The 22,227-nt window shown below is 55.2% G+C and carries 21 protein-coding genes and 1 pseudogene; 6 read left to right on the top strand and 16 right to left on the bottom strand.

The window, feature by feature from the left end; translation table 11 throughout:
* Positions 1-379: 379 nt before the first annotated feature.
* The 5 genes from MRBLMR1_RS18515 to MRBLMR1_RS18495 form a co-directional block, all read right to left on the bottom strand.
* Positions 380-1,423 carry an HWE histidine kinase domain-containing protein gene (locus MRBLMR1_RS18515; protein WP_500065566.1) on the bottom strand — a complete coding sequence of 348 codons (1,044 nt, stop codon included), beginning with the start codon at positions 1,421-1,423 and terminating at the stop codon, positions 380-382.
* 91 nt (positions 1,424-1,514) lie between these two features.
* Positions 1,515-1,898: a response regulator gene (locus MRBLMR1_RS18510; protein ID WP_148147188.1), complete on the bottom strand. Its 384-nt coding sequence runs from the start codon at positions 1,896-1,898 to the stop codon at positions 1,515-1,517.
* On the bottom strand, positions 1,895-4,207 hold the full coding sequence (locus MRBLMR1_RS18505; protein ID WP_500065564.1) for a GAF domain-containing protein: 2,313 nt from the start codon (positions 4,205-4,207) through the stop codon (positions 1,895-1,897). The genes MRBLMR1_RS18510 and MRBLMR1_RS18505 overlap by 4 nt, the downstream gene beginning before the upstream one ends.
* 34 nt (positions 4,208-4,241) lie before the next feature.
* Positions 4,242-4,667: a response regulator gene (locus tag MRBLMR1_RS18500; RefSeq protein WP_148147186.1), complete on the bottom strand. Its 426-nt coding sequence runs from the start codon at positions 4,665-4,667 to the stop codon at positions 4,242-4,244.
* A gap of 11 nt (positions 4,668-4,678) precedes the next feature.
* The gene (locus tag MRBLMR1_RS18495) at positions 4,679-5,785 is read right to left on the bottom strand and encodes a PAS domain-containing protein (protein WP_206828291.1); all 1,107 of its coding nucleotides are present in this window, start codon (positions 5,783-5,785) and stop codon (positions 4,679-4,681) included.
* Between the two features lie 788 nt (positions 5,786-6,573).
* Here MRBLMR1_RS18495 and MRBLMR1_RS18490 point away from each other — a divergent pair.
* Positions 6,574-6,798, top strand: a complete 225-nt coding sequence (locus tag MRBLMR1_RS18490) for an alpha/beta fold hydrolase (protein ID WP_500065562.1) — start codon at positions 6,574-6,576, stop codon at positions 6,796-6,798.
* Positions 6,799-6,978: 180 nt separating this feature from the next.
* Here the strand turns inward: MRBLMR1_RS18490 and MRBLMR1_RS18485 are convergent.
* Both MRBLMR1_RS18485 and MRBLMR1_RS18480 read right to left on the bottom strand, forming a co-directional pair.
* A pseudogene (locus MRBLMR1_RS18485) lies at positions 6,979-7,704 on the bottom strand (SDR family NAD(P)-dependent oxidoreductase).
* 411 nt (positions 7,705-8,115) lie between these two features.
* Complete coding sequence (locus MRBLMR1_RS18480; RefSeq protein WP_183688236.1) at positions 8,116-8,481, bottom strand: response regulator; 366 nt, start codon at positions 8,479-8,481, stop codon at positions 8,116-8,118.
* 857 nt (positions 8,482-9,338) lie between these two features.
* Between MRBLMR1_RS18480 and nhaA the strand changes: the two genes are divergently transcribed.
* Entirely contained in the window at positions 9,339-10,523 is a 1,185-nt protein-coding gene (gene nhaA, locus MRBLMR1_RS18475) for a Na+/H+ antiporter NhaA (protein WP_183688234.1), read from the top strand.
* Between the two features lie 229 nt (positions 10,524-10,752).
* Here nhaA and MRBLMR1_RS18470 read toward each other — a convergent pair whose 3' ends face one another.
* Positions 10,753-11,571, bottom strand: a complete 819-nt coding sequence (locus MRBLMR1_RS18470) for an alpha/beta fold hydrolase (RefSeq protein ID WP_183688232.1) — start codon at positions 11,569-11,571, stop codon at positions 10,753-10,755.
* A 229-nt stretch (positions 11,572-11,800) separates the two neighbouring features.
* Here MRBLMR1_RS18470 and MRBLMR1_RS18465 point away from each other — a divergent pair, with 229 nt between their 5' ends.
* Positions 11,801-13,876, top strand: a complete 2,076-nt coding sequence (locus MRBLMR1_RS18465) for an ATP-binding protein (protein ID WP_500065559.1) — start codon at positions 11,801-11,803, stop codon at positions 13,874-13,876.
* Positions 13,877-13,980: 104 nt separating this feature from the next.
* On the opposite strand, the gene MRBLMR1_RS18460 is transcribed toward MRBLMR1_RS18465, so the two are convergent.
* From MRBLMR1_RS18460 to MRBLMR1_RS18440, 5 genes are all read right to left on the bottom strand, one after another.
* Complete coding sequence (locus MRBLMR1_RS18460) at positions 13,981-15,165, bottom strand: GAF domain-containing sensor histidine kinase (protein WP_500065557.1); 1,185 nt, start codon at positions 15,163-15,165, stop codon at positions 13,981-13,983.
* A gap of 124 nt (positions 15,166-15,289) precedes the next feature.
* Positions 15,290-15,742 (bottom strand): response regulator, encoded by a 453-nt coding sequence (locus tag MRBLMR1_RS18455; RefSeq protein WP_206828298.1) that lies wholly within the window; start codon positions 15,740-15,742, stop codon positions 15,290-15,292.
* Between the two features lie 37 nt (positions 15,743-15,779).
* Positions 15,780-16,079, bottom strand: a complete 300-nt coding sequence (locus MRBLMR1_RS18450; RefSeq protein ID WP_500065555.1) for a hypothetical protein — start codon at positions 16,077-16,079, stop codon at positions 15,780-15,782.
* Between the two features lie 478 nt (positions 16,080-16,557).
* Positions 16,558-16,701: a hypothetical protein gene (locus tag MRBLMR1_RS18445; RefSeq protein WP_183688614.1), complete on the bottom strand. Its 144-nt coding sequence runs from the start codon at positions 16,699-16,701 to the stop codon at positions 16,558-16,560.
* Positions 16,702-16,951: 250 nt separating this feature from the next.
* Complete coding sequence (locus tag MRBLMR1_RS18440) at positions 16,952-17,269, bottom strand: hypothetical protein (protein ID WP_500065553.1); 318 nt, start codon at positions 17,267-17,269, stop codon at positions 16,952-16,954.
* Between the two features lie 185 nt (positions 17,270-17,454).
* On the opposite strand from MRBLMR1_RS18440, the gene MRBLMR1_RS18435 reads away from it, so the two are divergent.
* The gene (locus MRBLMR1_RS18435) at positions 17,455-19,152 is read left to right on the top strand and encodes an FAD/NAD(P)-binding protein (protein ID WP_500065551.1); all 1,698 of its coding nucleotides are present in this window, start codon (positions 17,455-17,457) and stop codon (positions 19,150-19,152) included.
* 99 nt (positions 19,153-19,251) lie between these two features.
* Here MRBLMR1_RS18435 and MRBLMR1_RS18430 read toward each other — a convergent pair whose 3' ends face one another.
* Both MRBLMR1_RS18430 and MRBLMR1_RS18425 read right to left on the bottom strand, forming a co-directional pair.
* On the bottom strand, positions 19,252-19,425 hold the full coding sequence (locus MRBLMR1_RS18430; RefSeq protein WP_500065549.1) for a hypothetical protein: 174 nt from the start codon (positions 19,423-19,425) through the stop codon (positions 19,252-19,254).
* 38 nt (positions 19,426-19,463) lie between these two features.
* Positions 19,464-19,700: a DUF6894 family protein gene (locus MRBLMR1_RS18425; RefSeq protein WP_148148868.1), complete on the bottom strand. Its 237-nt coding sequence runs from the start codon at positions 19,698-19,700 to the stop codon at positions 19,464-19,466.
* Between the two features lie 122 nt (positions 19,701-19,822).
* Here MRBLMR1_RS18425 and MRBLMR1_RS18420 point away from each other — a divergent pair, with 122 nt between their 5' ends.
* The gene (locus tag MRBLMR1_RS18420) at positions 19,823-20,539 is read left to right on the top strand and encodes a Crp/Fnr family transcriptional regulator (RefSeq protein ID WP_500065546.1); all 717 of its coding nucleotides are present in this window, start codon (positions 19,823-19,825) and stop codon (positions 20,537-20,539) included.
* 322 nt (positions 20,540-20,861) lie between these two features.
* On the top strand, positions 20,862-21,353 hold the full coding sequence (locus MRBLMR1_RS18415) for a hypothetical protein (RefSeq protein ID WP_500065544.1): 492 nt from the start codon (positions 20,862-20,864) through the stop codon (positions 21,351-21,353).
* A gap of 275 nt (positions 21,354-21,628) precedes the next feature.
* Here MRBLMR1_RS18415 and MRBLMR1_RS18410 read toward each other — a convergent pair whose 3' ends face one another.
* A complete protein-coding gene (locus MRBLMR1_RS18410) occupies positions 21,629-22,162 on the bottom strand; it encodes a hypothetical protein (protein ID WP_500065543.1) in 534 nt (177 codons plus the stop codon).
* Between the last annotated feature and the right edge of the window lie 65 nt (positions 22,163-22,227).

Here is a 22,227-nt window from a genome sequence, read left to right as displayed (position 1 = left end):
TCCTCAAGCGGTGGCCAGTCTCAGGGAAGCAATTTTGCACGAACGTGATCTCGCCGTGAATATCCTCAACCATCGCCGTGATGGATCAACGTGCTGGAACGCCTCGTGTCTCATGAAGAGTTCCCGGCCAGGGCCGAAAATCGCAAGGCGTTGACGATGGAGTAATTTTATCGCGACGTCCGCCGCAAGACCGGCATGCTGATGAACTGCGAAGAGCCGGTCGGCGGAAAGGACTTCGGCGTCACCCCGTCTCAAATTCGCAGAGGGCTAACCAAATGCGACGACGGTGGATACAGCTCGATCTTCCAACAGTTGACGTCTTCAACGATGCAGCACAGCGAACGTTCCTGGGCTTAACAGTGCAAAATGTTCGGTCCGGTCATGTTTCGTATTCTGAGCCGAGGGTGCCGCGAAGGTGGTATTCGTAGCCTCCCGCGGGGTAAGTAGCCTGAGCTTTTCCCTTGAAGTAGGTAGGCACAATCCGCTCGGTGAGCCGTGATCCAAATCCCGAGCGCTTTGGCTCCATAATGACTGGCCCATTGGCTTCGGTCCAACTGAACTGGAATTGGTTGTCACCCGGCGTCTGCCAGCGGACAATGATCTTGCCATCCGGTACCGACAGCGCTCCGTATTTCGTGGCATTGGTGGCGAGTTCATGGATAGCGAGCGCCAATCCGAGCGCAGGTTGTGCGGCGATTGCCACTGATGGGCCGGAAATGTCAAACCGATTGTGACCGTCATTATGAGGGGCAATCGCCGTACGGACGACAGTTTCCACGTCACCCGCTTCCCAGTCTGTCGCAGTCAGCGCGTCCTGCGCCAGGGCCAATGCCTGGATACGTGCGGATGCCTGCTCTGCTGCAAGCTTCGTGTCAGTCGCATTGCGCAGGCTTTGCGAAACGACAGCCTGGACCATCGCGAGCGTATTTTTCATGCGATGAGAGAGTTCGCGCTGTAAGATACGTTGCTGCCGCTCTCTATCTCTCTGTTCGCCGAGCAGACGCTTTTGCTCAACAAGAAGTGCATCGCTTTTTCGACGCTCATCCTGGAGACTGTCGAGCGCCTTGTGCATCACCTGTATGAGAAGGATATCGACGATGACGACGCCGGCATAAAATGCAAGTGCGACCAGGACGGACGCATTCAGCTCGAAGTTTCCTGATGGGGGAATAAACCAATACCATGCAGCAAAGCCGCAGGCCAAAGCACATACGGCCCCGGGCCATAGGCCAGCCATGAACGTGGTGAGGATGACTGCGGGGAAAAAAGTCAGATAGGGGAAGCCTGGCGGGAGCAGGTGGTCTGAGAGGAACCTGACATAAAGAGAGACAATGAACGCGCAAATAGCCAAGCTCCACGCTTTCAGGGGAGAGGCTCGAACACGATCGCTAAGACCGAATAACTGGCGTCGTATCGTGCTCATTCTATCCTACGTCTGCGAGACTACTACTGCCTGAGTGTTCTGCCATATCAAGTCAATATCACTTACTGTGACACATCAGACTACAGGAACATCAAGCAAGCATTTCGCGGATCTTCTCAACGATCTGCTGTTCACGATAGGGCTTGGTGTAAAATGCGGTCTCCGCTGGGATTTGTCCGCCGGGATCGTCGATATGTCCGGATACGATGATCACCTTGATGGGCGGCCATCTGTCTCGGATGATGGCCGCCAGCCGCATTCCATCGACGCCTCGAGGCATGTCGACATCTGTCAGGACAAGCCGGATATCGTATCGTGATTCCAGGATAGTCACGGCTTCCGTTGCGTCCGCTGCGGCGATCGCCTGAAAGCCGGCGTCCTCAACTAGATCAATGGCCGCCAAGCGCAAAAGTGGCTCATCCTCGACGATGAGGATTACCGGCGGAGCGATGGGACGTATAATTCCCGACGTCATGACTGCCTCAACTGCGAAACAAGAGCCTGCATCGTCACGGTCAAACCGTTCGCGTCGTACTCGACTTCGACCCCGCCGGTTCCCGTCAAACCTAGTTTGATCAACTTCGATCCGAACCCTTTGCCAACCGTGCCTCGGATGATTGGTCCATCTCTTTCTTGCCATTTTAGGATGAGCGCGTCCTCGGATGAAGTCTTTCCGATAGACCAAGACACCGACACCTTGCCCTTCTCGCTTGACCACGCGCCGTATTTAAGTGAGTTGGTGCCGAGCTCATGCATGATCAGAGCAAGCGACAAGGCCGTTCGGGGTCCAAGCTCCATGTCCGGGCCAGAGATCGTGAAGCGATCAGACAAAGCGAGTTGGCTTAGCACCGAATCGATGACAGCCGCCATCCGTGCCGTCGACCAATCGTGCCCAAGTAGGACCTCATGGGCCTTCGACAAAGCATGCAGTCGACTGGTGAACGCCTCGACTGGAGCGCGATCCGTCACAGGACGAAGTGTCTGGGTGGCGATCGCTTGCACCATCGCCATCGTGTTCTTCAGGCGATGGCTGATTTCGTGATTGAGAACTTGCTGCTGCTCTTCCGCCCGTATACGGGCTATAGCTTCTCTTGTCCGGTCGGCGATCGTGCGTACGAAATCGCGCTCTTCGGCGGTAAAATCGTGTGGCTTATCGTAGTGCACGAACATGACACCGACGATGGCCCCATGCTCCATGATCGGAACGTTTACCAGAACGGAAATGCCGATCGAGTGAAGCAGGTCCGATGACGCTGACGTTCGTGGATCTGTCGAGACATCTGGGATGATAAGCATCGCACCCCGTTTCAGGTCTTCGATATATGAACCGTAGTGGCGGAAGTGATGGAGACCCGCGATGGTATCCGTTCCGTCTGCACACCAGTCAGGCAGCATCTGTACCGTCTCTGCGATCGGGTCGACGACCCCATAGCCCGCGCGCGTAGACCCATACAGGCTATGGGCCAGGATTTCCGCAGCCGCAAACGCTACCTCGTGAACGCTGTCTAGCTCTCGGATTTTGCCGCCGAGTTCCAATAGAGCGAGCTGCCGATCCTCGGACCGCTTTTGTGCCGTCGCGTCTCGCGCGACCTTGATGTAGCCGCCTAACTTGCTTTCTGGGTGGCGCGGAAGCGGTCTCACAGTTCCATCCAAAAATACGCGCGAGCCATCCGAGGTGATATGCCACCGGCGATCCGGTGCGACGCCATCTATTGACGCTCTCGTGATTTCCGCCTCTGGCGCGCCGGCTGCCTGATCTTCTGGCGTAAAGATTTCACAGAACGAGCGGCCAAGCATATCGCTCTTGCTCCACCCGAAGGTTTCCTCGGCCCCGCCAAACCAGTTTGTGATACGTTGATCCTCGTCAAGCGTCAGGATTGTGTAATCCTTCGCGCCCTGCACAATAAGGCGTAAAGTCGTTTCGCTATCGCGCAACGCTTCGACGGCTTCCATCCGGTCGGTGACGTCTACGAATGTGATGACGAAGCGGTCTTCTCCTGTTGACTGGATGTATCCGTCGAACCAGCGAGCGATTTCCTCAATCCTGCGAGTAAAGCGTTTGGGTCGACCGGACTCGACAACTTCCTCAACGTCAACAGTCCACTCCTCATCCAACTTGGGAAGGATGTCTCGAATGTTTCGGCCTTCTGTTTCCTCACCCACAACCTGAAACAGCCTCGCCCCTGCTGGGTTGACGGTTTCGCATTGCCAATCGACAATCCGCTTTCGTTCATCACGCACCACAGCGCCGATGACAATGCCTTCTTCAAGCTGCTCGAACAGCGAACTCCACCGTCGCTCTACCAGAAACGTGGCGATCTGATTGGAAACGATTTTTCCGATCCTGCTGAGCGTTTCAAGCTCGGCGTCAGTCCAGACGCGCGGCTCACCATCGATCGCGGCAAGGGCGCCGATCACCATGCCATCGGGAAGGGTAACCGGGACGCCCATATAGGAGATAACGCCCAGATCGGTTATCGCGAGGTTATCGCGGACGAGGTCATGTAAAGTTGCGTCACCGATAATCAGTGGCTGCTTGTCGCGCACAACATGCTGGCAGAACGAATGCGTGAGCGGTGTTTCTGCGGCTTCGGCCCATTTTTCAGGCAGGCCGAGATGAGCGAGAAACACCTGGCGGTGTTCATCGAGGATCGATACCAGCGCAACTGGACAGTTCAACCCCGCCTGTACAACTTCGATTATGTCATAAAATTCGGTTTTGTTCTTTGCGTCGAGTAGACCGGAGTTGCGGACGGCTCTTATTCTGTCTGACGAGTTGCCCAACGATCTGAGCCTTTGCTTTTTTGTGAAGGTCCGTTCAGGCTGCTATTTTTGCGAGGACTTCGGGAGACATTACCAGACTTGGAGGGGGTGTTTTTTCATCCGGCTTCCCAGCGACGAAGCTTTCGATGAATGAAAGCGCATTCTGAAGACCATTCATCGTATACGGCTTCTCGATCGCCCCGACCGCTCCGGCAAAATCTTCCGGGATCCGTTTAAGGTTGCCTGAGACGAAGACATAAGGGATGGACTTTGCGGATAGATGCCGTCCGACCTCAATTCCGGTTGGCCCGTCAATGAGTTGAATATCGACGAAGGCAAAGTCTGGACGGACCGAGTCAATGAGGTCCTTGGCCTCCCGGCTGTCCGCCGCCAGCCCGACGATGTCATGGCCCGCAGCCTCGATTTCGCTCTCTAGTTCCATGGCGAGCAGCACTTCGTCCTCAACGATCAGAATTTTCACAAAGAAACCTTTCAGTCTTTTACCAGTAGCGTGACGGAGACTTCAGTAAGGCGGCCTTCCACGCGGCGTTCGAGCTTTGCGCGCAGCTGCTGCAAGCATGCTTCAAGCATCTTTTGGCTAAATGCTGCTTCCTCGCGGTCAACATCCACCGGGGTTACCGTATCTACAACCCGAATGAGGAAGTGACCGTTCAGACGCCTGACTTCAAGATGGATCTCGCCTCCACCATCGCGCAGCCCCCGGCGAACCGCGTCGCCGACAAGTTCATTGATGATCAAAGCCAATGGAGAGGCCTTCGTTGCGGGCACAACTACCTCGCGCAGATCTGTCGTCAGCACGATATCGGTGCGTTTCAGGGCGCCAATGACATCGGTTGCGAGATCGTTTGCGAAATCAGCCACATCGAAGTGCCCCACATCCTCATCATTCAAGAGCTTTCGCTGGACGGTACTTAGTGCCTCAACTCGGTTTAGAACGGACATCAATGTCCGCTCTACAACATCGCTTTCTGTCATCCTGGCTTGCAGCTTGACGATGGATGCAATGGTCAGAAGATTGTTCTTCACCCGATGGTCGACTTCGTGGACGAGCGCAGTTTTGGTGGTCAGCGCCGCGGTCAGATCGACAGTACGGCGCGCGACCTCCTGCTCAGCCATATGCCTGGCTGCAGCGAGCTCCGCTTCCTTGCTCTTGATATTGGTGAAATCAAGCTGTGATGCAAAAAAGTATATAACTTCGCCGGTTTCGTCCCGGACCGGGCTCACAAACAACGCATTCCAGAAGGTCGACCCGTCACGCCTGTAATTAAGGATGTCGATCGAGAGATCCCGCTCTTCCGAGATCGCTGTCCTCAACTTCGCAATCGCTTCAGGGTCAGTTTCGGCGCCTTGAAGAAGGCGGCAGTTGCGGCCAATGAGCTCGTCACGTGAGTAGCCGGTGAGTTTTGTGAATGCGTCGTTGGAGAAAATGATCGGATTATCATATTGTCTGGGGTCGGTGATAATCATCGGCATTCTCGTCGCCTTGAATGCCGCTGCGAACGGGTCTTCTGAAGCATGTGCTGCAATCAGGCGATCGCCTGCATCCTGAGCGTCGCGAAAATCATTCTCTTGATCCATAAAAACTTGTCCGGACGCTTTGAATTGAGGTCTTTGGGGCGTTTCGCTGATCTGGGAGGCACCGTGAGAACTTCAAGATGCTAAGGAGAATAGCTGCATGCGTAATTTCACTGACGCAGCTTGCTTTATAGTGGCCGCAGCACGCCCTCGCTTGCTGAACCGTTAGAACATCTGGTGAATAGACCATCGGGTCCCAATTAAGCGACATCGGTCGGATAAGGAGGCGCTGGGTGATCGATTAGAGCAGCAGCATTCTATTTGTCTACTGCACGAGCCAAACGAACATGAGGCCGCCGAGAACGACACTGATAGCTGCGCCATAGCTTTGTAACGGCTCAAGCCACCTTCGCTGCAATCTCATTGTCACCCCTTCGATCGGAGAGATCCAGCCAAGTCTACGACATCTCTCGCCTGCAGCTTCAAATGCGTCGGCTTGGGTCTCGAGTGGCCCGATAACGTAGTCAATCATGTGACCCTGAACAATCACTACGCTTTTGGCTACACCGTCGTAAAATACGCTTGTTTCGTCATTCACACGTTTCATGGATAGGCCCCGGCTTGCAGGCTTAATGCATCAACGCAGAAAAGGTTCCGCACGCATCCTGACCGCATCGTCTCAAGGGCGACCGTTATGCCGGAATGGCATCCGATGATCTGAAAACGCACCTTGATGCGGTACGCACCTTCCTTGCTCTGTGCTTTCAGACGCAACCCGATGCGGCGACCTTCGAGCGACTTCTGTCGAATGCCGCAATGGCGTCTTGGGTGATGACAAAACGGTACCGTCAATGACGGTTGATGTAGCAGATGGCCTTCCGAAAGCTCGGGTGCCCGTGTTGCTGCTTTACGGTGGCAAAGACAATCTGGTCATGACTGGCGCCAGCATCGCAGGCGCGAAGGAGCTTAATCCCAACGTGCAGTCAAAGGTCTATCCTAATTCAGGCCACGCGCCTTTTCTGGAGGAAGTCCCTCGCTTCAGCAGAGATCTCGTAGAATTTGCGAAATCGACCTAAGTGGCAAAGTGATTTGTGTCGGGGCGGCTCTCTCGCCCCGATTAACTGCTTCATGGACCAACATAGATGCCCGAAACGAAATGTAGGCGACCGAGGACCATAGGGCTGTTCGATGAGCGCACGCCTTTTGACCTGCGGCACGCCAAAATCAATTCTCGACGGCGATGGCGAAGTCCGGCATCAGATCTGTGCCATACCACCGTCGACAGCGATCTCTGAACCAGTCGGAAAACTGCTCTCTTCGCTTGCAAGAAAGAGAGCTGCGGCCGCGACTTCTTCGGGTCGACCCATGCGCCCGAGAGGGATCATATTCGACAGTGCGTCGCGAACTTCTTGAGAGGCTGCGGCCATCATGGCCGTATCGGTGGGACCAGGGCTAACGACGTTAACGCGGATGCCTTTGGGAGCAAGTTCGTTCGCCCAGGTTCGTGTAAACGAACGGACTGCAGCTTTGGTCGCACCTTACACGCCATAGCCTTTGGTGCCGATGTCTCCCGCAATCGAGCCGATCAACACAATCGTTCCGCCCGTCTGCATCATGTCGATCGCACCCTGCGCCGCGAACACGAGGGATTTCACATTCAAGCCGAATGTCCGATCGAAATGATCCTCGGAAATGTCTTGAAGCGGTGCGTATTCGGATATTCCCGCATTCACGACGAGTACGTCGACGCGGCCTTGCTCTGCTCGGATCTGCTCGAATACGCGCTGAAGATCGGCTCGATCACTGTCATCTGCCCGGATCGTCTGGAGGTTTACGGTTTGGACCTGTGACTCGTCCCCAGCTCCCCTGCGGCTGGTCGCGTAGACCTTTGCGCCCTCGGCTACAAACCTTTCAGAAATGGCTCCCCCGATCCCACCCACGCCGCCGATAACTACGGCAACCTTGCTTCCTAATCTGCTCATAATAACAGACCGGGCTCTTGAGTTCGCCGGTCGTCTTCTCATGCTCGGCGCTCATCTGCTGCGCAGTCGCCTTTGCCGACGAGCATGATCTGCTGGCCCCAGATACCGATTCCATCGTCGCGTCTCACCGTCGCCAGGACAGAGGTCCACACATCCGGTGACGCTACGATGATCCTGACATGTTGCGCGAGATCGCCAGCAACGCGACGGCGATGGGGCGATGGCGCTGCCTCCGGGCCTTCGACTAGAGCGTTCAGCAGATGTATTGCGGGCGCGGGCATTGGCGGTTGATGACGAGCGGACGATCTTGGCGGCATGGGCGCTGGCATCCTTAGCCGCTGTGGCTCGGACGCTCTTCGGCTCGACGCTATGCTATCTTCAGCAAAAATCCATTGCATTCTCCGGTATCGCTCAAAGCGACATCAGGCTGCGGATCGTGCCCACTACTTTTGCGTGGTCGTACGGCTTTGCGAGAAAAGGTATGTCTTCGGCCAAATTCCCCAACGGATTTACTCGACCTGAAGTGACAATGATCTTGATCGGCGGCCAGCGATCTCGCACAAAAGCCGCAAGCTTCATACCGTCCATAGTTCCCGGCATATCGATGTCGGTGAAAACGACCGCGATTTCCGGATGGTGCTCGATCATTTTGATGGCCTCGTCCGCGTTGCCGGCAGAGAAAACGACAAAACCCTGATCCTCGAGTTCGTCCTCTATAGCCAAGCGTATGAGGGCTTCGTCTTCGACAACCAGTACGGTGACAGGGAATGATTGCACGACGCCAGATCTCCAAACGAGGACAGCGGCTCTGCTTCAAGCCCTCGAACCGACCGTCCGATATCGTACAAACTAGTCTTTCTCTCAATGCGTTCCAGTCAGGCTCGGAAAATTGTCCTGCAGGGCGTCCTATGCCTTGGAAGGCATGCCAATTTGAGCGTAGTTCGCCTGGAAAAGACGCACCCGAGAACAGGACGAAGATATGCATCCAGCGGCGGCAGTCGCTCCGGGCTTCCTTGCCAACCACGCTGCCCGCGTATTCAACCGATTGGTGGATAGGGCTTTGCGGCATCACGGGCTTTCGCTCTCTCTCGTCGGTCCAATCATGCTGCTGTTTAGAAGGGCCCGATGCTACAGCGCAACCATGTGCGCTCCTCGCCAATCAAGCAGCCAGCGATGGTTGCCCCTCTCGACATCCTGGAGGCGATATCGGGGAGGCGTTAGTGGCCTATGAGATGCGATGCGGGCGTTGGTCGGAGGGTCAGGGTGTGCCGAAGATTGCTCCCAGCATCATGAATCCTCACAATCGGCTGGCATCAACCTGATGCATAACGCCCTCAACATCGCGAGCAAGCTGGCCATCCGCAGCCTTGCCGCCAAGCTGTTTGAACAGCCAACCGGATGGACCGAATCTTCCACGCTATAATGAATTGCCAAACTGAGGCATCATCGACGCTACCGTTTCACGCTCGTTCGTCGTGATCGCTGTCCTCGTCCGGTCGAAACGTCGTCAGCGGCAGTGGCAAAGTACGGCGCATTGGGTTAAGATAACTCGACAGCGCGTGCTGCGGTGCTGCGGGTTCCCCCGAAATCCACGGAGACTTCGATCAACCTTCCAACCAAGGGAGCGCGAACCCATGTCTTCGACAGCTTCAAAGGGCCGCATTCAATCAACTCTCCGCCACTTTCTCGACAAGGAGGCATCTGGCGGTATTGTCCTCATGATCGTCGCCGTCCTGGCGATCATTACGGCGAACTCGCCGGTCGCTGATGATTATTTCCACGCACTGCACGTTTATATCGGCCCGCTCAGCCTGCAGCACTGGATCAATGACGCGCTGATGGCCGTCTTCTTCCTGCTCGTTGGGCTCGAGATCAAGCGCGAGATGCTGGACGGCCAGCTTTCCTCGTGGAGCCGACGCATCCTACCCGGTGCGGCCGCTGCGGGCGGCATGCTGTTTCCGGCATTGTTCTTCGTCTTCTTCAACCGGCAGGATCCCTCGGCGCTGCGAGGATGGGCAATCCCGACGGCCACCGATATCGCCTTCGCGCTGGGTGTGATCTCGCTGTTCGGATCGCGCGTACCTGCATCGCTCAAGATCTTCCTCGCGGCACTGGCAATCATCGACGATCTGGGCGCCGTTATCGTCATTGCCACGTTTTACACCGAAGATCTCAACCTGATGGCGCTTGCCGGCGCTGCAATCGTGCTCGGCAACCTGATCATCTTCAATCGCATGAAAGTGACGGCGCTTTGGCCCTATCTGGTTCTCGGGGCAGCGCTGTGGGTCCTGGTTTTTGCGTCAGGTGTTCACGCGACGCTGGCTGGCGTGATGCTGGCCCTGACGATCCCGCTGAAGCTGACGCCTGGCACGCCGGAAGCCACTCATGCCGAATCCCCGCTCCACAAACTCGAGCATAGTCTCCATAAGCCGGTGGCTTTCATCGTCGTGCCCGTCTTCGGTTTTGCCAATGCTGGTGTCTCGTTTGCTGGAGTGACGGCAGATGTTTTCGCTGAGCCTTTGACCATGGGCGTAGCGGCCGGTTTGCTGTTCGGCAAACTGGTCGGCGTTCTCGGGACGGTCGCGCTTCTCGTCAAGCTGGGACTGGCCGACCTGCCGGCTAAAGCAAGCTGGGGTCAGATGATGGGAACCGCACTCCTGTGCGGGATCGGCTTCACGATGAGCCTGTTCATCGGCCTGCTCGCGTTCAATGATCCCGTCGTTCAGGATAATGTCAAAATCGGCATCCTCATGGGTTCCGTCGTCGCCGGAATTCTCGGCTCGATCTGCCTGATGGTATTCAGTCGTCGAGGCGGATAGCCAAAGGGCAGTGACATCCTTGAGCTCGCCGACGATAGCTCTTGATTGCCGACGGTTAGCAGCGGCACTTCGGGCGTCCATCGTCATCCCCTATGACAGTCAGCGGATCGCCCAGGTTCGGAGGATGTTGGAGACATCAAGCCCATCGAATGCCCTCTCGTGCCGAAAGGCTTGCTCGTCGCGTACGGAGCAAGCCTATCAACTAGCTAAATAACAGTCCTCGCCTTGGCTATGCCAAGAAATCGAGCAGATCCTTGTTCAGCCGGGCGGGTGCGGTGGCAAACAGACCGTGCGGCTCACCTTCATATTCAATGAGTTTTGCGCCTGGGATCGCAGCGGCCGCGGTCCGGCTGGATGGATCGATCGGCACGGTCTTGTCCGCCGTTCCGTGGATGATGAGGGTCGGGATGGTGAACGCCGAGAAATCGCCCCGGAAGTCAGTCTTTCCGAACGCATCCACGCAATCGATCGTCGCTTTTGGACTGGCCATGATGCCGAGTGTAAAAGACCAGTCGAGAATGCCGTCGCTTACCGGGCTTGTGACCCATCCAACACCATAGAACGTCTTTGCGAAATCCTGAAGGAAGGCAAACCGGTCCTTGCGGATCTGGGATTTCATATCCTCGAATACGCTTACGTCCACGCCATCGGGATTACTTTGGTCCTTCAGCAGATATCCCGCAACCGATGCAACCAGGATCGCTTTGGACACACGAGACGCCCCGTGGCGGCTCAGGTAGCGCGCGATTTCACCACCGCCCATCGAAAAGCCGACAAGTGCAACGTCCTGTAGGTTGAGTTCCTCAAGAACGCTTGCCAGGTCATCGGCAAACGTATCGTAATCATAACCGGTTGCAGGATGACCGGACTGACCAAATCCGCGGCGGTCATAGGTCACGACCCTGTATCCGGCTTCGAGAAGCGCGAGGGTCTGATATTCGAACATGTCGCCGGTCAGCGGCCAGCCGTGGATGAGAACCACTGGGCGGCCATTTCCCATGTCTTTTACATGCAGTTGCGTTCCATCTTTCCCCTCGACAAATGCCATCGGTATCTCCTCTTGCGTGACGGGGAGTAAACGCTTCGGCAGGACGCGGTGTTCCAGGTTAGACGCGAGCTTATGCTGCAAAAAACGAATAGCCCGATGGCTGGACATGGAAGCGCCTTGGTCTCGGATTTCGCATTCAACGGCTTAGATACTTTCAAAGCTTTCCCACTACACCATTTAAGTTAGCTATGGCATTGGACCATGTGGCGCGTCAGACAGGAGCAGCGTTTTGAACTACTGGGAAGGCTTCGACTGGGCGAGTACGCGATTAGGTCCAAAAGAAACATGGTCGTCAGCGTTGCGCACGACCTACGACATCATGTCTTCTACCAGCTTTGGCATGTGCGCGACCTGGGGATCGGAAAAAACCTTCCTCTATAACGAAGCCTATGCGCCCTTCCTCGGAGATCGGCATCCCTGGGCACTGGGGCAACCTATCGACCAGGTTTGGCCCGAAGTGTGGCAGGAAATCGAGCCGTTGATTGCGCGGGCGATGGCCGGCGAAACCGTTTATCTGGAAAACCTTCACCTCGTGATGACCCGCAAGGGTTATCCGGAAGATACCTACTGGACATTTTCCTACAGCCCCCTGCGCGACGGAGACACCATCCAGGGATTTCTGGATGTCGCCTACGAGACGACAGAGTTACTCGCTGCGCAGTCACGCGACCGCGTTAACGCCGAGCGTGTCCAACTGGCGTTGAGCGCCGGGGCGATCATCGGCACCTGGGTCTGGGATATTCCGACGGACCAGTTCACCATCGATGCGGCCTTCGCGGATAGTTTTGGTCTCGATCCGGCATTGGGTCGCAGCGGGGTTCCCCTGGACCAGATCATTTCCACAGTCCACCCGGAAGATCGCGATGGGCTCGTCGCGGCCATCAATGATGCAATCGAACGGCGAGGGCATTATGCCCACCAATATCGCGTTCGGCGTCAAGACGGCAATTACTACTGGATCGAAGCAAACGGTCGTGTCGATTGCGATGCCGATGGGAAGCCGTTTCGTTTTCCCGGTGTGCTCATAGATGTTGACGATCGCCGTGCCGTCGCGGCGGAGCGCGACCGGGCGATCGCCATGCTGCAGGTTTTGAACGACGACCTGGAGCATCGGGTTGCCGAGCGTACAGCAGAACTCCTCAAGGCGGAGGAGGCGTTGCGCCAAGCGCAAAAAATGGAGGCCGTGGGCCAGTTGACCGGCGGCCTTGCTCACGACTTCAACAACCTGCTCGCAGGGATATCCGGAAGCCTACAACTCGTGACACGCCGCCTTAACCAAGGTCGCACGGCAGATGTCGAAAGATATCTCTCGGCAGCCCAGGGTGCCGTTCAGAGGGCCGCCGCATTGACGCACCGACTGCTGGCCTTCTCGCGCCGCCAGACGCTCGATCCGAAGCCGACCAGTGTCAATCGGCTGATCAACGAACTGGAGGATTTGATCCGTCGCACTGTTGGTCCGTCGATCGAGCTCAATGTGATCGGGACGACCGGCCTTTGGCCGGCGCTGGTGGACCCATCTCAGCTGGAAAACGCGCTTCTCAACTTGTGCATCAACGCCCGTGACGCCATGCCGAATGGTGGACGAATTACCATCAACAAGGATAACATCGTGCTGGATCAGGCTGCGGCTTCGGCGCATGACTTGCCTAAGGGTGAATATCTCCTGATCTGCGTGAGCGATAGCGGTACGGGTATCCCCGAAGACATCCGCGAGAAGGTTTTCGAGCCGTTCTTCACGACCAAGCCGCTCGGCGAAGGAACTGGGCTCGGCCTATCGATGATATATGGCTTCGCAAAGCAGTCCGGCGGACAGGTGACGATCTCGTCGGAAGAAGGAAAGGGCACGACCGTCTGCATATATCTTCCACGACATGTGATGGAAGGTGATGTAAACGACGAACAGGCCGAGCAGCGAGTGCTTACGCGCTCTGAGCAGGGCGAAACCGTTCTGGTGGTCGATGACGAGCCGACAGTGCGAATGCTGATCTCGGATATACTGCATGAGCTCGACTACACGGTCATTGAAGCTGGTGATAGCGTTGCTGGCATGAAGATCCTGCAATCGGACGTCAGGATCGACCTCCTCGTCAGTGACGTCGGCCTTCCGGGAGGTATGAATGGCCGGCAGATGGCGGACGCTGCACGCCAGTCACGGCCGGATCTCAAAGTACTCTTCATAACCGGATACGCGGAGAGTTCGACTGTCCGCGATGGTCACCTCGATCAAGGAATGTCCGTCATGAGCAAGCCGTTCCCGGTGGAACTCCTAGCCGCCCGCGTGCGAGAGATGATTTCTCAGAACTGACGGGGAGGCGTTCATCTCGCTCTCGACCGTCAGCCGCTCAAGGCTGCAACCGAGATGTCAAGCGCGGTTTTGACTTAGTGCCGGCAGCTCGTCGGAAGGCATCGTCATTCGGGTAGGAGCGCCATCGGAATGCGCAGAGTGAACCGCGTCTCGTGCGAGGTGGAGACAATATCGATCCGGCCGCCATGCGCTTCGGCGATCCTGGAGGCGATGTAAAGTCCAAGGCCCAGACCTTCAGTACGTTCCTGACCGTGATGCCGGCTGAACGGCTGGAACAGCTTCTCCAGCGCGCTGTCCGGTATTGGTTTGCCGCCATTGGATACCGAAAGCTCCAGCCCGGTGTCCGATGTGGCCGCCATGACGAGCACGGGCAGATCGGCAGCCCCGTGGGTCAGAGCATTACCAAGCAGGTTAGAGAAGAGCTGTGCAATCCGTTTGTGGTCAACCGACACCTGTCGCTCCAGCGCAAAATGGGTAACGATCTCTCGTTCCGTCCAGACGCTCCGTAGTTCTCCCACAACCTGATCAAGGGCCGGCTGGAGTGGCTCATCCGACAGCTGAAGGGAGATGCCGCCGCCGAGGCGGCCGCGGGCAAAGTCCATGACGTTGTCGACCAAGTTCCCCATGCGATCAACGCTCTTCAGCATCATCGCGACCACTGTTCTGGCGCGATCGTCCAGAGTAGACTTGGTCAGAAGCCGTGCGCCAGCTCCGATCGAGGCAAGAGGGTTGCGCAGGTCATGCCCGAGCACGGCGATGAACTGTTCGCGGATTTCCGCGACCTCAATCTCTTCCTGGAGCCGCTCTTCAGAGGCGACGAGCCGATTGCGTGCATCCAGATGATTTGCAATCAGTTCTGCAAACAGCTTGAACATCGTCAGGATCTTGGAATTGTTCACCTGCGCCGGGCGTGGATCGATCGCGCACAACGTCCCGAAGAATGTGCCGTCACTCAAGGTAATCGGAACTGAGATATAACTCTGGAAGCCGTATTGCAGCGGCGTATGGTGCCCAATCCAGATATCGCTTTTGTCGACATGGTCGATTGCGACCGCCTCTTGATTTTGGCGGATCTCGTGGCAGATGGTGGTTTCGACCTGGAGTTCGCCACCTGGCTTTAGGCCGAAATCGATGTTGTCGAGAACCTCGCAGGCAATCCACCGTCCCTCGGTGACACGAGCGACTGCAGCAAATCCCATGCCAGTGGTCTGGCGGATGACGTCAAAGATCGAAGATACCGCGGGAATATCGGCAATGGCATCGATGTCAGCTTGAAATTCGTGCGTCAATAATCTTGTCCGGTCTCGACGGTTGCAGTTATCGAAACGGACAGGGAGACGCTTGCTGTCCGAAACCTTATATCACCAAATTCAATCGCATAATTCTCTGATCGTCGTCAAAACAAGTTCTTGATTAATCGGGTTGTTGAGGAAACGAGCGTGGGTCGGAAGATTCCCCTTCTTCGGGGATCACAGCGCCAGAGGCGACAATGATGGAGATATCTGGCCAGTGCTCCCCGATGTAGTTGGCCAACTCAATCCCATTGAGGCGGCCGGGCATCTGCACATCCGTAACAATCAACTTCAAGGTATTGTGCTGTTTCAGGAAGGCGAGGGCGACGCGCCGGGGGCTACTGCTGAAATGTGCACCGGCCTCGCCCGCGGCAACGCCGGAGGTTTCAGGCGAGACAACCGCGTCGACAACAACTGATGCGCCCCCCCAACCGCGACCCCGTCGGCCGAGAGAGCCGCAGCCGATAGGGCTGTTGGCTCCGACGGCCTTCCTGAGCGCACCGTTCTTGACGTCACAGAGCAGCAGCTCGAAGAGGCTCTTGAATTTGAGGGCGTGAACGCGAAGCAGTAACATTAAATAGCGTTCCCGCGAATTGTAGGAGCGCTGACCTTTAATGAAGCGTGGCGCTTATCTTCGACGTCTGAATGGTACGGTTTCCTTGCGCGGTAAACTGACACGCAAGGTCGACCACTTGGGCAAACGAGCAATGCGGAGAATCGTACGGATCTCGCTCGAATAATTGCAAGATTTCTATAAGTTTGCGGGCGGATCCCGCCAGGCGGCGTTTTGTCGTAGGGTCGAAGCCTTTAAAGGTCTTAACGACTTCCATACGCAAGGCCTCGAAAAACATCCGTTTTTCTTTTGTGCTTAGGCGAGTTTCAAAATTCTCTGTGTCTAAAGCCTCAGTCACAGTCGCCTCCCAATATTGGTATGAATTCCCGACTTGTGAGATAGCCCTAACGTGGCACCACCCTAGCCAGCCCGAAGTCACCTTTGCTATCGCGACTTTGACTACGCTTCGGTCTGTCGGTTCTGAGGATGCTTTCATTTAGGCATACACACAACGTGGTCCGCCTAAGGTCGGGTGGTACTTCCAGCAGGCTGATTGCTTTCTGAAGGCCCCCGTGTGCCGCCATCGGAGTGCGGCGTTTTTTAAATAGCAGTAGGCACGGCTGGCTCCACGCTCTGAGACGCAGTGGTCGGGTTATTGTCCCCAGCAGGCGGCGTAACTGTCTGAGCAGCGGGGGTGTCAGTCGTTTCCCCCCAGATCTCTGCGCCTATCCAGGCAAGCAACGCTAGCGTCAAGCCTGCGATTAGAACTATAAGCACCGGTCGGCCGGTGCGCCCCTGTCGTGCTTCGGTCCCAGTTTCATTGACCTTAGGATCGGTCATAGCGCGTCGCGTTTTGGATTGTTTCTCCGAGCGTCCTTGAGGCCCTTTTCAGCAGCCCTCGAAAGTTCCTCGCGGTTCTTGTCCGCATCGTCGCCGCTGCGAGCATCATCGCTTTCAGGATTGGGCTTCTTTTCCATCATCTTGCTCTCCATGGGGATGCACGCAAAAGGGGATATGAAGGCCTAGTCCATCCCTTTGAATACGCTAACTCAAAAGGCTATCGATAGTTGATTTGTTTGGCTCTGATACAACGATGATGTCGATGACAGCTGAAGCAACAAGAACGCGAATAATTTGTCAGAACGCGGAAAAATGTCCGACTAAAACGAGAGACGCTCGGTCGGTTGATGAAAAACTACGTTTCAGTGCACTTTAGTTCAGCATCAGTCATCACGATGGAAACATCCTTGCCGACGCGGCGACTTCCTTGCGCATCGCATCGAGTGACCCGCGAAGGACACGGATCTCTGCACTGAGCGCAGGAGCCGCGTCTTGCTGCTCCCAGTAGAGAAGGGTGTTGTGCCAACCAGTGGTGGTTTCGATCAATCCGCGTACACGCTGCATCGTGCGCTCGTCTACCTGTATTGCAGCTCGCTCCGCGTTGCGGGCCAATTCCACGAGATCGTTCGCTTCGACGCCCCATATTGGCAGCGCCGTACGAAGCTTCAGAATCTGCGCATCGATGTCGTCAATCTGAGATTTTTCCATGAAAATGATATGGCTCTAATCTTTGAACCTTCAATGGGTATCCAAAACTAAAAGTTGAAAACGGAATCCCGAGCTGCAGTAGAAAATTGCGTTCAGCGCTTGGTCCGCTAGCGTACGGCGAGGGAACGCACGCCGGTTTGGCCCGTTCAGAAGCAGCACAGCGCATGGCGGTGCGAGGAGCCCAAATGAGTAAACGCATCGCAATCGTTGGGTCCGGCCCGACAGGCATTTATGCACTTCAAGAATTACTTTCCTGTAGCGCTAAACTTCATATCACGATCTTCGAGCGGAGCGAAATCGCCGGAAAGGGAACTCCTTACCAACGCGGCATCAATGACCCGTCGATGTTATCGAATATTCCCAGCGTAGAAATCCCACCACTACCGCAGACTTTATACAGATGGCTTCTTCTGCAGTCAGATAAGTATCTTGCTGAATATGACGTCACTCGAGATCAGATTTCAGATCGTGCCTTCTATCCACGTATAGTTGTCGGCGACTATTTTAAATCGCAGTTTTCCACGCTGATTGATAGTGCATGCGAAACTCGTCATGAAGTCCAGGTGTCGGAAAGCTGTGAGGTAGAGGACATCACGCCTGTCGAGGATATGTTCAAGCTGACGATCGCAGGGCGTAATCGCGAAGACAATTGTGTCTTCGACTACGTCGTTGCAGCGACGGGCCACAGCTTTCCGACCAACCCTGAAAAATCACCTGGCTTTTTCGAGGCTCCATGGCCTGCGACTGCCCTGAAAACCATCCCGAGTGGAGAGGTGGCAGTTCTTGGTACCTCACTGAGTGCGATCGATGCGATCATGACTGTTGCGACCACGTATGGCAAATTTCGGCGGACGAAAAAGGGAATTCTGGAATACCGACCGAGCAAATCCGGCAGCCGCCTTCATATGACAATGATGTCTCGAAAAGGCTTGTTACCGGAGGCCGACTTCTATTTTCCCATTCCCTATCTCGAGCCCCGGATTTGTACAAAGCAGGCCGTGGATGATCGTACCAGGCTAGGCTCTAGTGGGCTATTGGACGATCTCTTCGATCTGTTCAAACAAGAGATTGCTGTCGCCGATCCTGAATACGCTGCAGCCATCGGCCTGGACGAACTAACAGTCGACGACTTTGCTGAAGCTTACTACGGCGTTCGGGATAAAATTGAGCCTTTTGAGTGGGCTAGGCAAAATCTTGTTGAGGCAGGCCGAAACTATAGCGCTGAGCGTACGGTACAGTGGCGGTACGCCATCTTAATTACACATGAGATTATCGAAGCTGCGGTCGATTGTCTAAATGCCGACGATCTAGAGCGCTTCAACCGGTCATTCAAAAGTATCTTCGCAGATGACTATGCGACGGTGCCGCATCTTTCGATTGAGCGTCTTCTCGCTCTCCACGAGTGTGGCCGTCTCGAAATCCTCGCTCTCGGAAACGATTCTGAGATTTCCAGCGACGGGCTCGCACGTGGCGTGACGGTAAATTCGGCTTGCGGACGAAGGGTATTTGACACTTTCATAGATGCGACAGGGCAGAAAAATCGCTCAGCTGCCGACCTACCGTTTCGAGGGCTGGTAGAGCGTGGCCTCATTTCTGAGGGATGGACGGTCACTACGACAGGCAACCAACGAAGAACTGGCGGCATAGATCTCGACGCACAATGTCGCCCGCTGATCTCTGGCACACAGCCGATCCGACGGCTCTTCTTCCCCGCAGTAGCATACCTGCTTCACAAACGTCCCTTCATCCAAGGTATTACGAGTGCGGCCGAATTGGGTAAAGTCGTCGCGCACTCGATCATTGCGGACGTCACAAGGCCTCATCGCAGCAGGCGACGGACTGTTAAGAAGGTCCAAAGCTTACCGTTGGAAGCGGCTGCCTGACACCCTACGGACTTGTACCGGCGTAGATTTAGAAGTTTCGGCACTGGACAGCCTATCAGAGAAGCTCCCCTCATTCTGTTGTGAAGCTTTTTCCGCTAGTTATCGACTTTCGATCTCTTGCTGTGACAGCGTTACTGCTTCGGGGTTGTTAGTCCCGGGAATGAGTTCCATGACGACCACTTTTTTACCGTGCGATTTTTCAAGCTGCTTAACCGCATCGGACGCTGTCGCTCCCGCGGCTTTTTGGCTTCCGTCCTTCACCTTGAAACTCATCATCACTCGCTTTGGGCGTGGAACTATCGCAGCCCCAGTTACTCGAAACGGACGACCGACTTGAGCGGGATTTTGTCGAAGACCTCGCCCTGCTCGCTTGTGATCTCGAAAATCTGGCCATCAACAACTTCCCCTTGAAGTATTTTGTGCGCCAGTAACTCTCTTGCAGCGTGTCGAACTTCCTCGACGGCCAGGTCCAATGTCGCCAACTCAGTTCCTTCCGGATCTCGATCTAGGCGGTCGCCGTCACGAAGATGGAAATAGTATCTTGGCATCTGCCACCCATGAAGTTTAGCATGTTGTCAAAGCGTAACCCGGCTGGCCTCCACTTGTTCCGGCTGTTCGGGTGAGCAAGCCGCCCATATTGCATGCTGCTTTTGTGAGGGGGAACAGAGAGATGCGCATTGATTTCAATTTGGCGCGTGGCAATAAGTTACTGGCGCGTCTGCCAAGTGAAGACCTCAATGATGTCGCAAACGGGTTGGAGCCAGTTAGTCTCACCCATGGGGTGATGCTTGGTGTGGAAGGCCAGCCGATTGAGCACGTCTACTTTCTCACCAAAGGCATTTGCTCTGTGATTGCAAAAACACCTGAGGGCGCGCGGGCGGAGGCGGGCATCTTTGGCTACGATGGATATATTCCAACTTCTGCCATTGCTGATGTTGATGTGTACACATACGATGTTTACGTGCAGCTGGATGCTGCGGGCTATCGTATCCGGTACGATGACTTTCGCCATCTGATGGAAAATCGGCGAAATTTTCTCAAAGTTATAATCCGAGCGATTGAGGCATTTGCTGTTCAGCTTGCATATACGGCTGTCTCCAACGCTATTCATGATGTCAACGAGCGCCTCGCGAGATGGCTGCTTATGTGTGACGACAGAATTGATGGAAACGAGCTGCCGCTCACCCATGATTTCATTTCCATGATGCTCGCTGTCCGTCGCCCAAGCGTGACTACCGCGCTTCACGTGCTAGAGGGAAACGGTTTCATTCGAGCAGACCGGGGACTCGTCACGATCAGAGATCGTGAAGGAATGGAACAGTTCGCTGCCGATGCGTATGGGAAGCCAGAAAAGGCGTATGAACGCTTAATGAGCGGACTTTTTTGAAAAGTCGTCGTGTCGTTGGCTACTGCCAGGGCATCGTGGCACAATGACATCTTCGTGCGGGTTCGTTTTCATGCGGAAACGGCGCTGTAGAGAGCGCTGGCGTGCTCTGTGGTTACGCCCATTCCCGTGTCGCTATGATGGCCTTCAGGTCGTCCCTTATTCTCCCAAATGTCATGGGCTTGAAGCATGATACGCTCGTTGTTTCCGCACCCATAACTAGCTCCAACCGTTCGATCCAAGCCCGGTCCAGGAGCCACTTTATCAATATCATCGAAGGCATTGCCGACGCGCTGAACCATGCCAGAAGAACGGAGTCTCATCGTTGAAAACTGGAAGCGACGACATCCTCAGCGTGATTGGGGGTAGGGGACTAGCCGTTGTTAGAATACCAATTCCCAAGAAGTCGTTTGTCCTTGGCAGCCGACCGGTTTTGAAGCTCACGCCGCCGGAAACCAACGATTTAAGCGATCCAAGGGTTGAATTATTCCTTGCTATCGCGCCCAACGTTATGGTCGGGGTAGGCCCTCTCGATCAAGGCGAAGTCATCGTCGATATCAGCGACAAGAATGTCCGCTTAACGAACGAGAGCGTCTGCACTCAAAGTTCGCAAATAACAGGCAGGTCTAAGGAATTGATTGCGTCGCTTTCGCCATTTGTTGGGAGAAAAGTCGGGAAATTCCCGTTGCCTGAAGCGTGGGATGAACCTTGGTTTGACAGGTTGCGGACTAAGCCATTTCCCGTTTGCGGGAAGCTGACAATCCCCGTAACGTCTCCAGCGGTCGTCCCGGCACTGTGTCAGATGCTTCATACCTAACGACCGAGTCCGCACGCTCTTTGTAGTTGGGCCACGTTACTTTCCGGTTTGGGCCAAAAGATCGCAGTTTGGGCCAAACTTGGTTCCGTTTTTAAATCTCGATGTTGTAATAAGCAAGGTCGAATTTCCCAAATAGTGGACAAGACCCCGCAAACCCTTATGTTCTGGCCCTCTTTCGGATGTCGAAGCAAAGCCCGATTCCCAAAATGAAGTCTCGTTTTTCCCAAATGCTTAGACAATAAAAAACCGGGCGGACGCCCGGCACAAACAAAGTTTCAAATTAACTGCGATATTTCGGTCCGATCGTAGAAAGCCTCGCCGACATCGGCTTCGGAAATGATGGGAGTGAAGTCTTCAATCCGGTGACGTCGCCCTAGTTTTCGCCAGTCTCGGAGACACTGGCTCAACTCAAGACGCGACATGTGTCGCCGCATAAATTCCTCCAGCTCCTTGATCGGTATTCGCCAATGGGGCTTCGGATTGTCCGCTCTGAAAATCGGCAAGTGACCGTCATTTGCAAGGGACCAAATCACGTCAGTTTTCGTCTTGAGTTTCGACTTCGCTTTGGAAAGTGGCACAGACCGGTCGGGCGCGCCTTCGGCCAATCTGGATTCAAACTCTTCACATTGGAGCATTGTTCTGAAGCGGGCTCGGGCTTCGGTATACGAACTTCTATCAGCAGAGAATTCCACACGAAGGTTTTCGACGAGCGCGGCGTTAAACATTTCGGCGCTATTTCGCTTATCCTGTTGGTTTCCACGCAGAACTGAGCCGGTTAGGCGCATAATTTCCATTGAGAATTGAGCCATGTGAACCTTCCCCCAACGCGGTGAGCGACGGGGGCAACGGAGTGATCCACATGGGACTTTTAAAC

The sequence above is a fragment of the Neorhizobium sp. LMR1-1-1.1 genome (assembly GCF_040675795.1).
Taxonomy (GTDB): Bacteria; Pseudomonadota; Alphaproteobacteria; order Rhizobiales; family Rhizobiaceae; genus Neorhizobium; species Neorhizobium cellulosilyticum.
Note: the sequence above shows the minus strand (reverse complement) of the source record. Positions and strands in the feature narration are given on the sequence as shown.

Bases quoted from the DNA above. Each gene is read 5' to 3' on its own strand.
- MRBLMR1_RS18515 (WP_500065566.1), bottom strand. From the start codon at position 1,423: ATGAGCACGATACGACGCCAGTTATTCGGTCTTAGCGATCGTGTTCGA.
- MRBLMR1_RS18510 (WP_148147188.1), bottom strand. From the start codon at position 1,898: ATGACGTCGGGAATTATACGTCCCATCGCTCCGCCGGTAATCCTCATC.
- MRBLMR1_RS18495 (WP_206828291.1), bottom strand. From the start codon at position 5,785: ATGGATCAAGAGAATGATTTTCGCGACGCTCAGGATGCAGGCGATCGC.
- MRBLMR1_RS18490 (WP_500065562.1), top strand. From the start codon at position 6,574: ATGACGGTTGATGTAGCAGATGGCCTTCCGAAAGCTCGGGTGCCCGTG.
- nhaA (WP_183688234.1), top strand. From the start codon at position 9,339: ATGTCTTCGACAGCTTCAAAGGGCCGCATTCAATCAACTCTCCGCCAC.
- MRBLMR1_RS18470 (WP_183688232.1), bottom strand. From the start codon at position 11,571: ATGGCATTTGTCGAGGGGAAAGATGGAACGCAACTGCATGTAAAAGAC.
- MRBLMR1_RS18455 (WP_206828298.1), bottom strand. From the start codon at position 15,742: ATGTTACTGCTTCGCGTTCACGCCCTCAAATTCAAGAGCCTCTTCGAG.
- MRBLMR1_RS18445 (WP_183688614.1), bottom strand. From the start codon at position 16,701: ATGATGGAAAAGAAGCCCAATCCTGAAAGCGATGATGCTCGCAGCGGC.
- MRBLMR1_RS18440 (WP_500065553.1), bottom strand. From the start codon at position 17,269: ATGGAAAAATCTCAGATTGACGACATCGATGCGCAGATTCTGAAGCTT.
- MRBLMR1_RS18435 (WP_500065551.1), top strand. From the start codon at position 17,455: ATGAGTAAACGCATCGCAATCGTTGGGTCCGGCCCGACAGGCATTTAT.
- MRBLMR1_RS18430 (WP_500065549.1), bottom strand. From the start codon at position 19,425: ATGAGTTTCAAGGTGAAGGACGGAAGCCAAAAAGCCGCGGGAGCGACA.
- MRBLMR1_RS18425 (WP_148148868.1), bottom strand. From the start codon at position 19,700: ATGCCAAGATACTATTTCCATCTTCGTGACGGCGACCGCCTAGATCGA.
- MRBLMR1_RS18420 (WP_500065546.1), top strand. From the start codon at position 19,823: ATGCGCATTGATTTCAATTTGGCGCGTGGCAATAAGTTACTGGCGCGT.
- MRBLMR1_RS18410 (WP_500065543.1), bottom strand. From the start codon at position 22,162: ATGGCTCAATTCTCAATGGAAATTATGCGCCTAACCGGCTCAGTTCTG.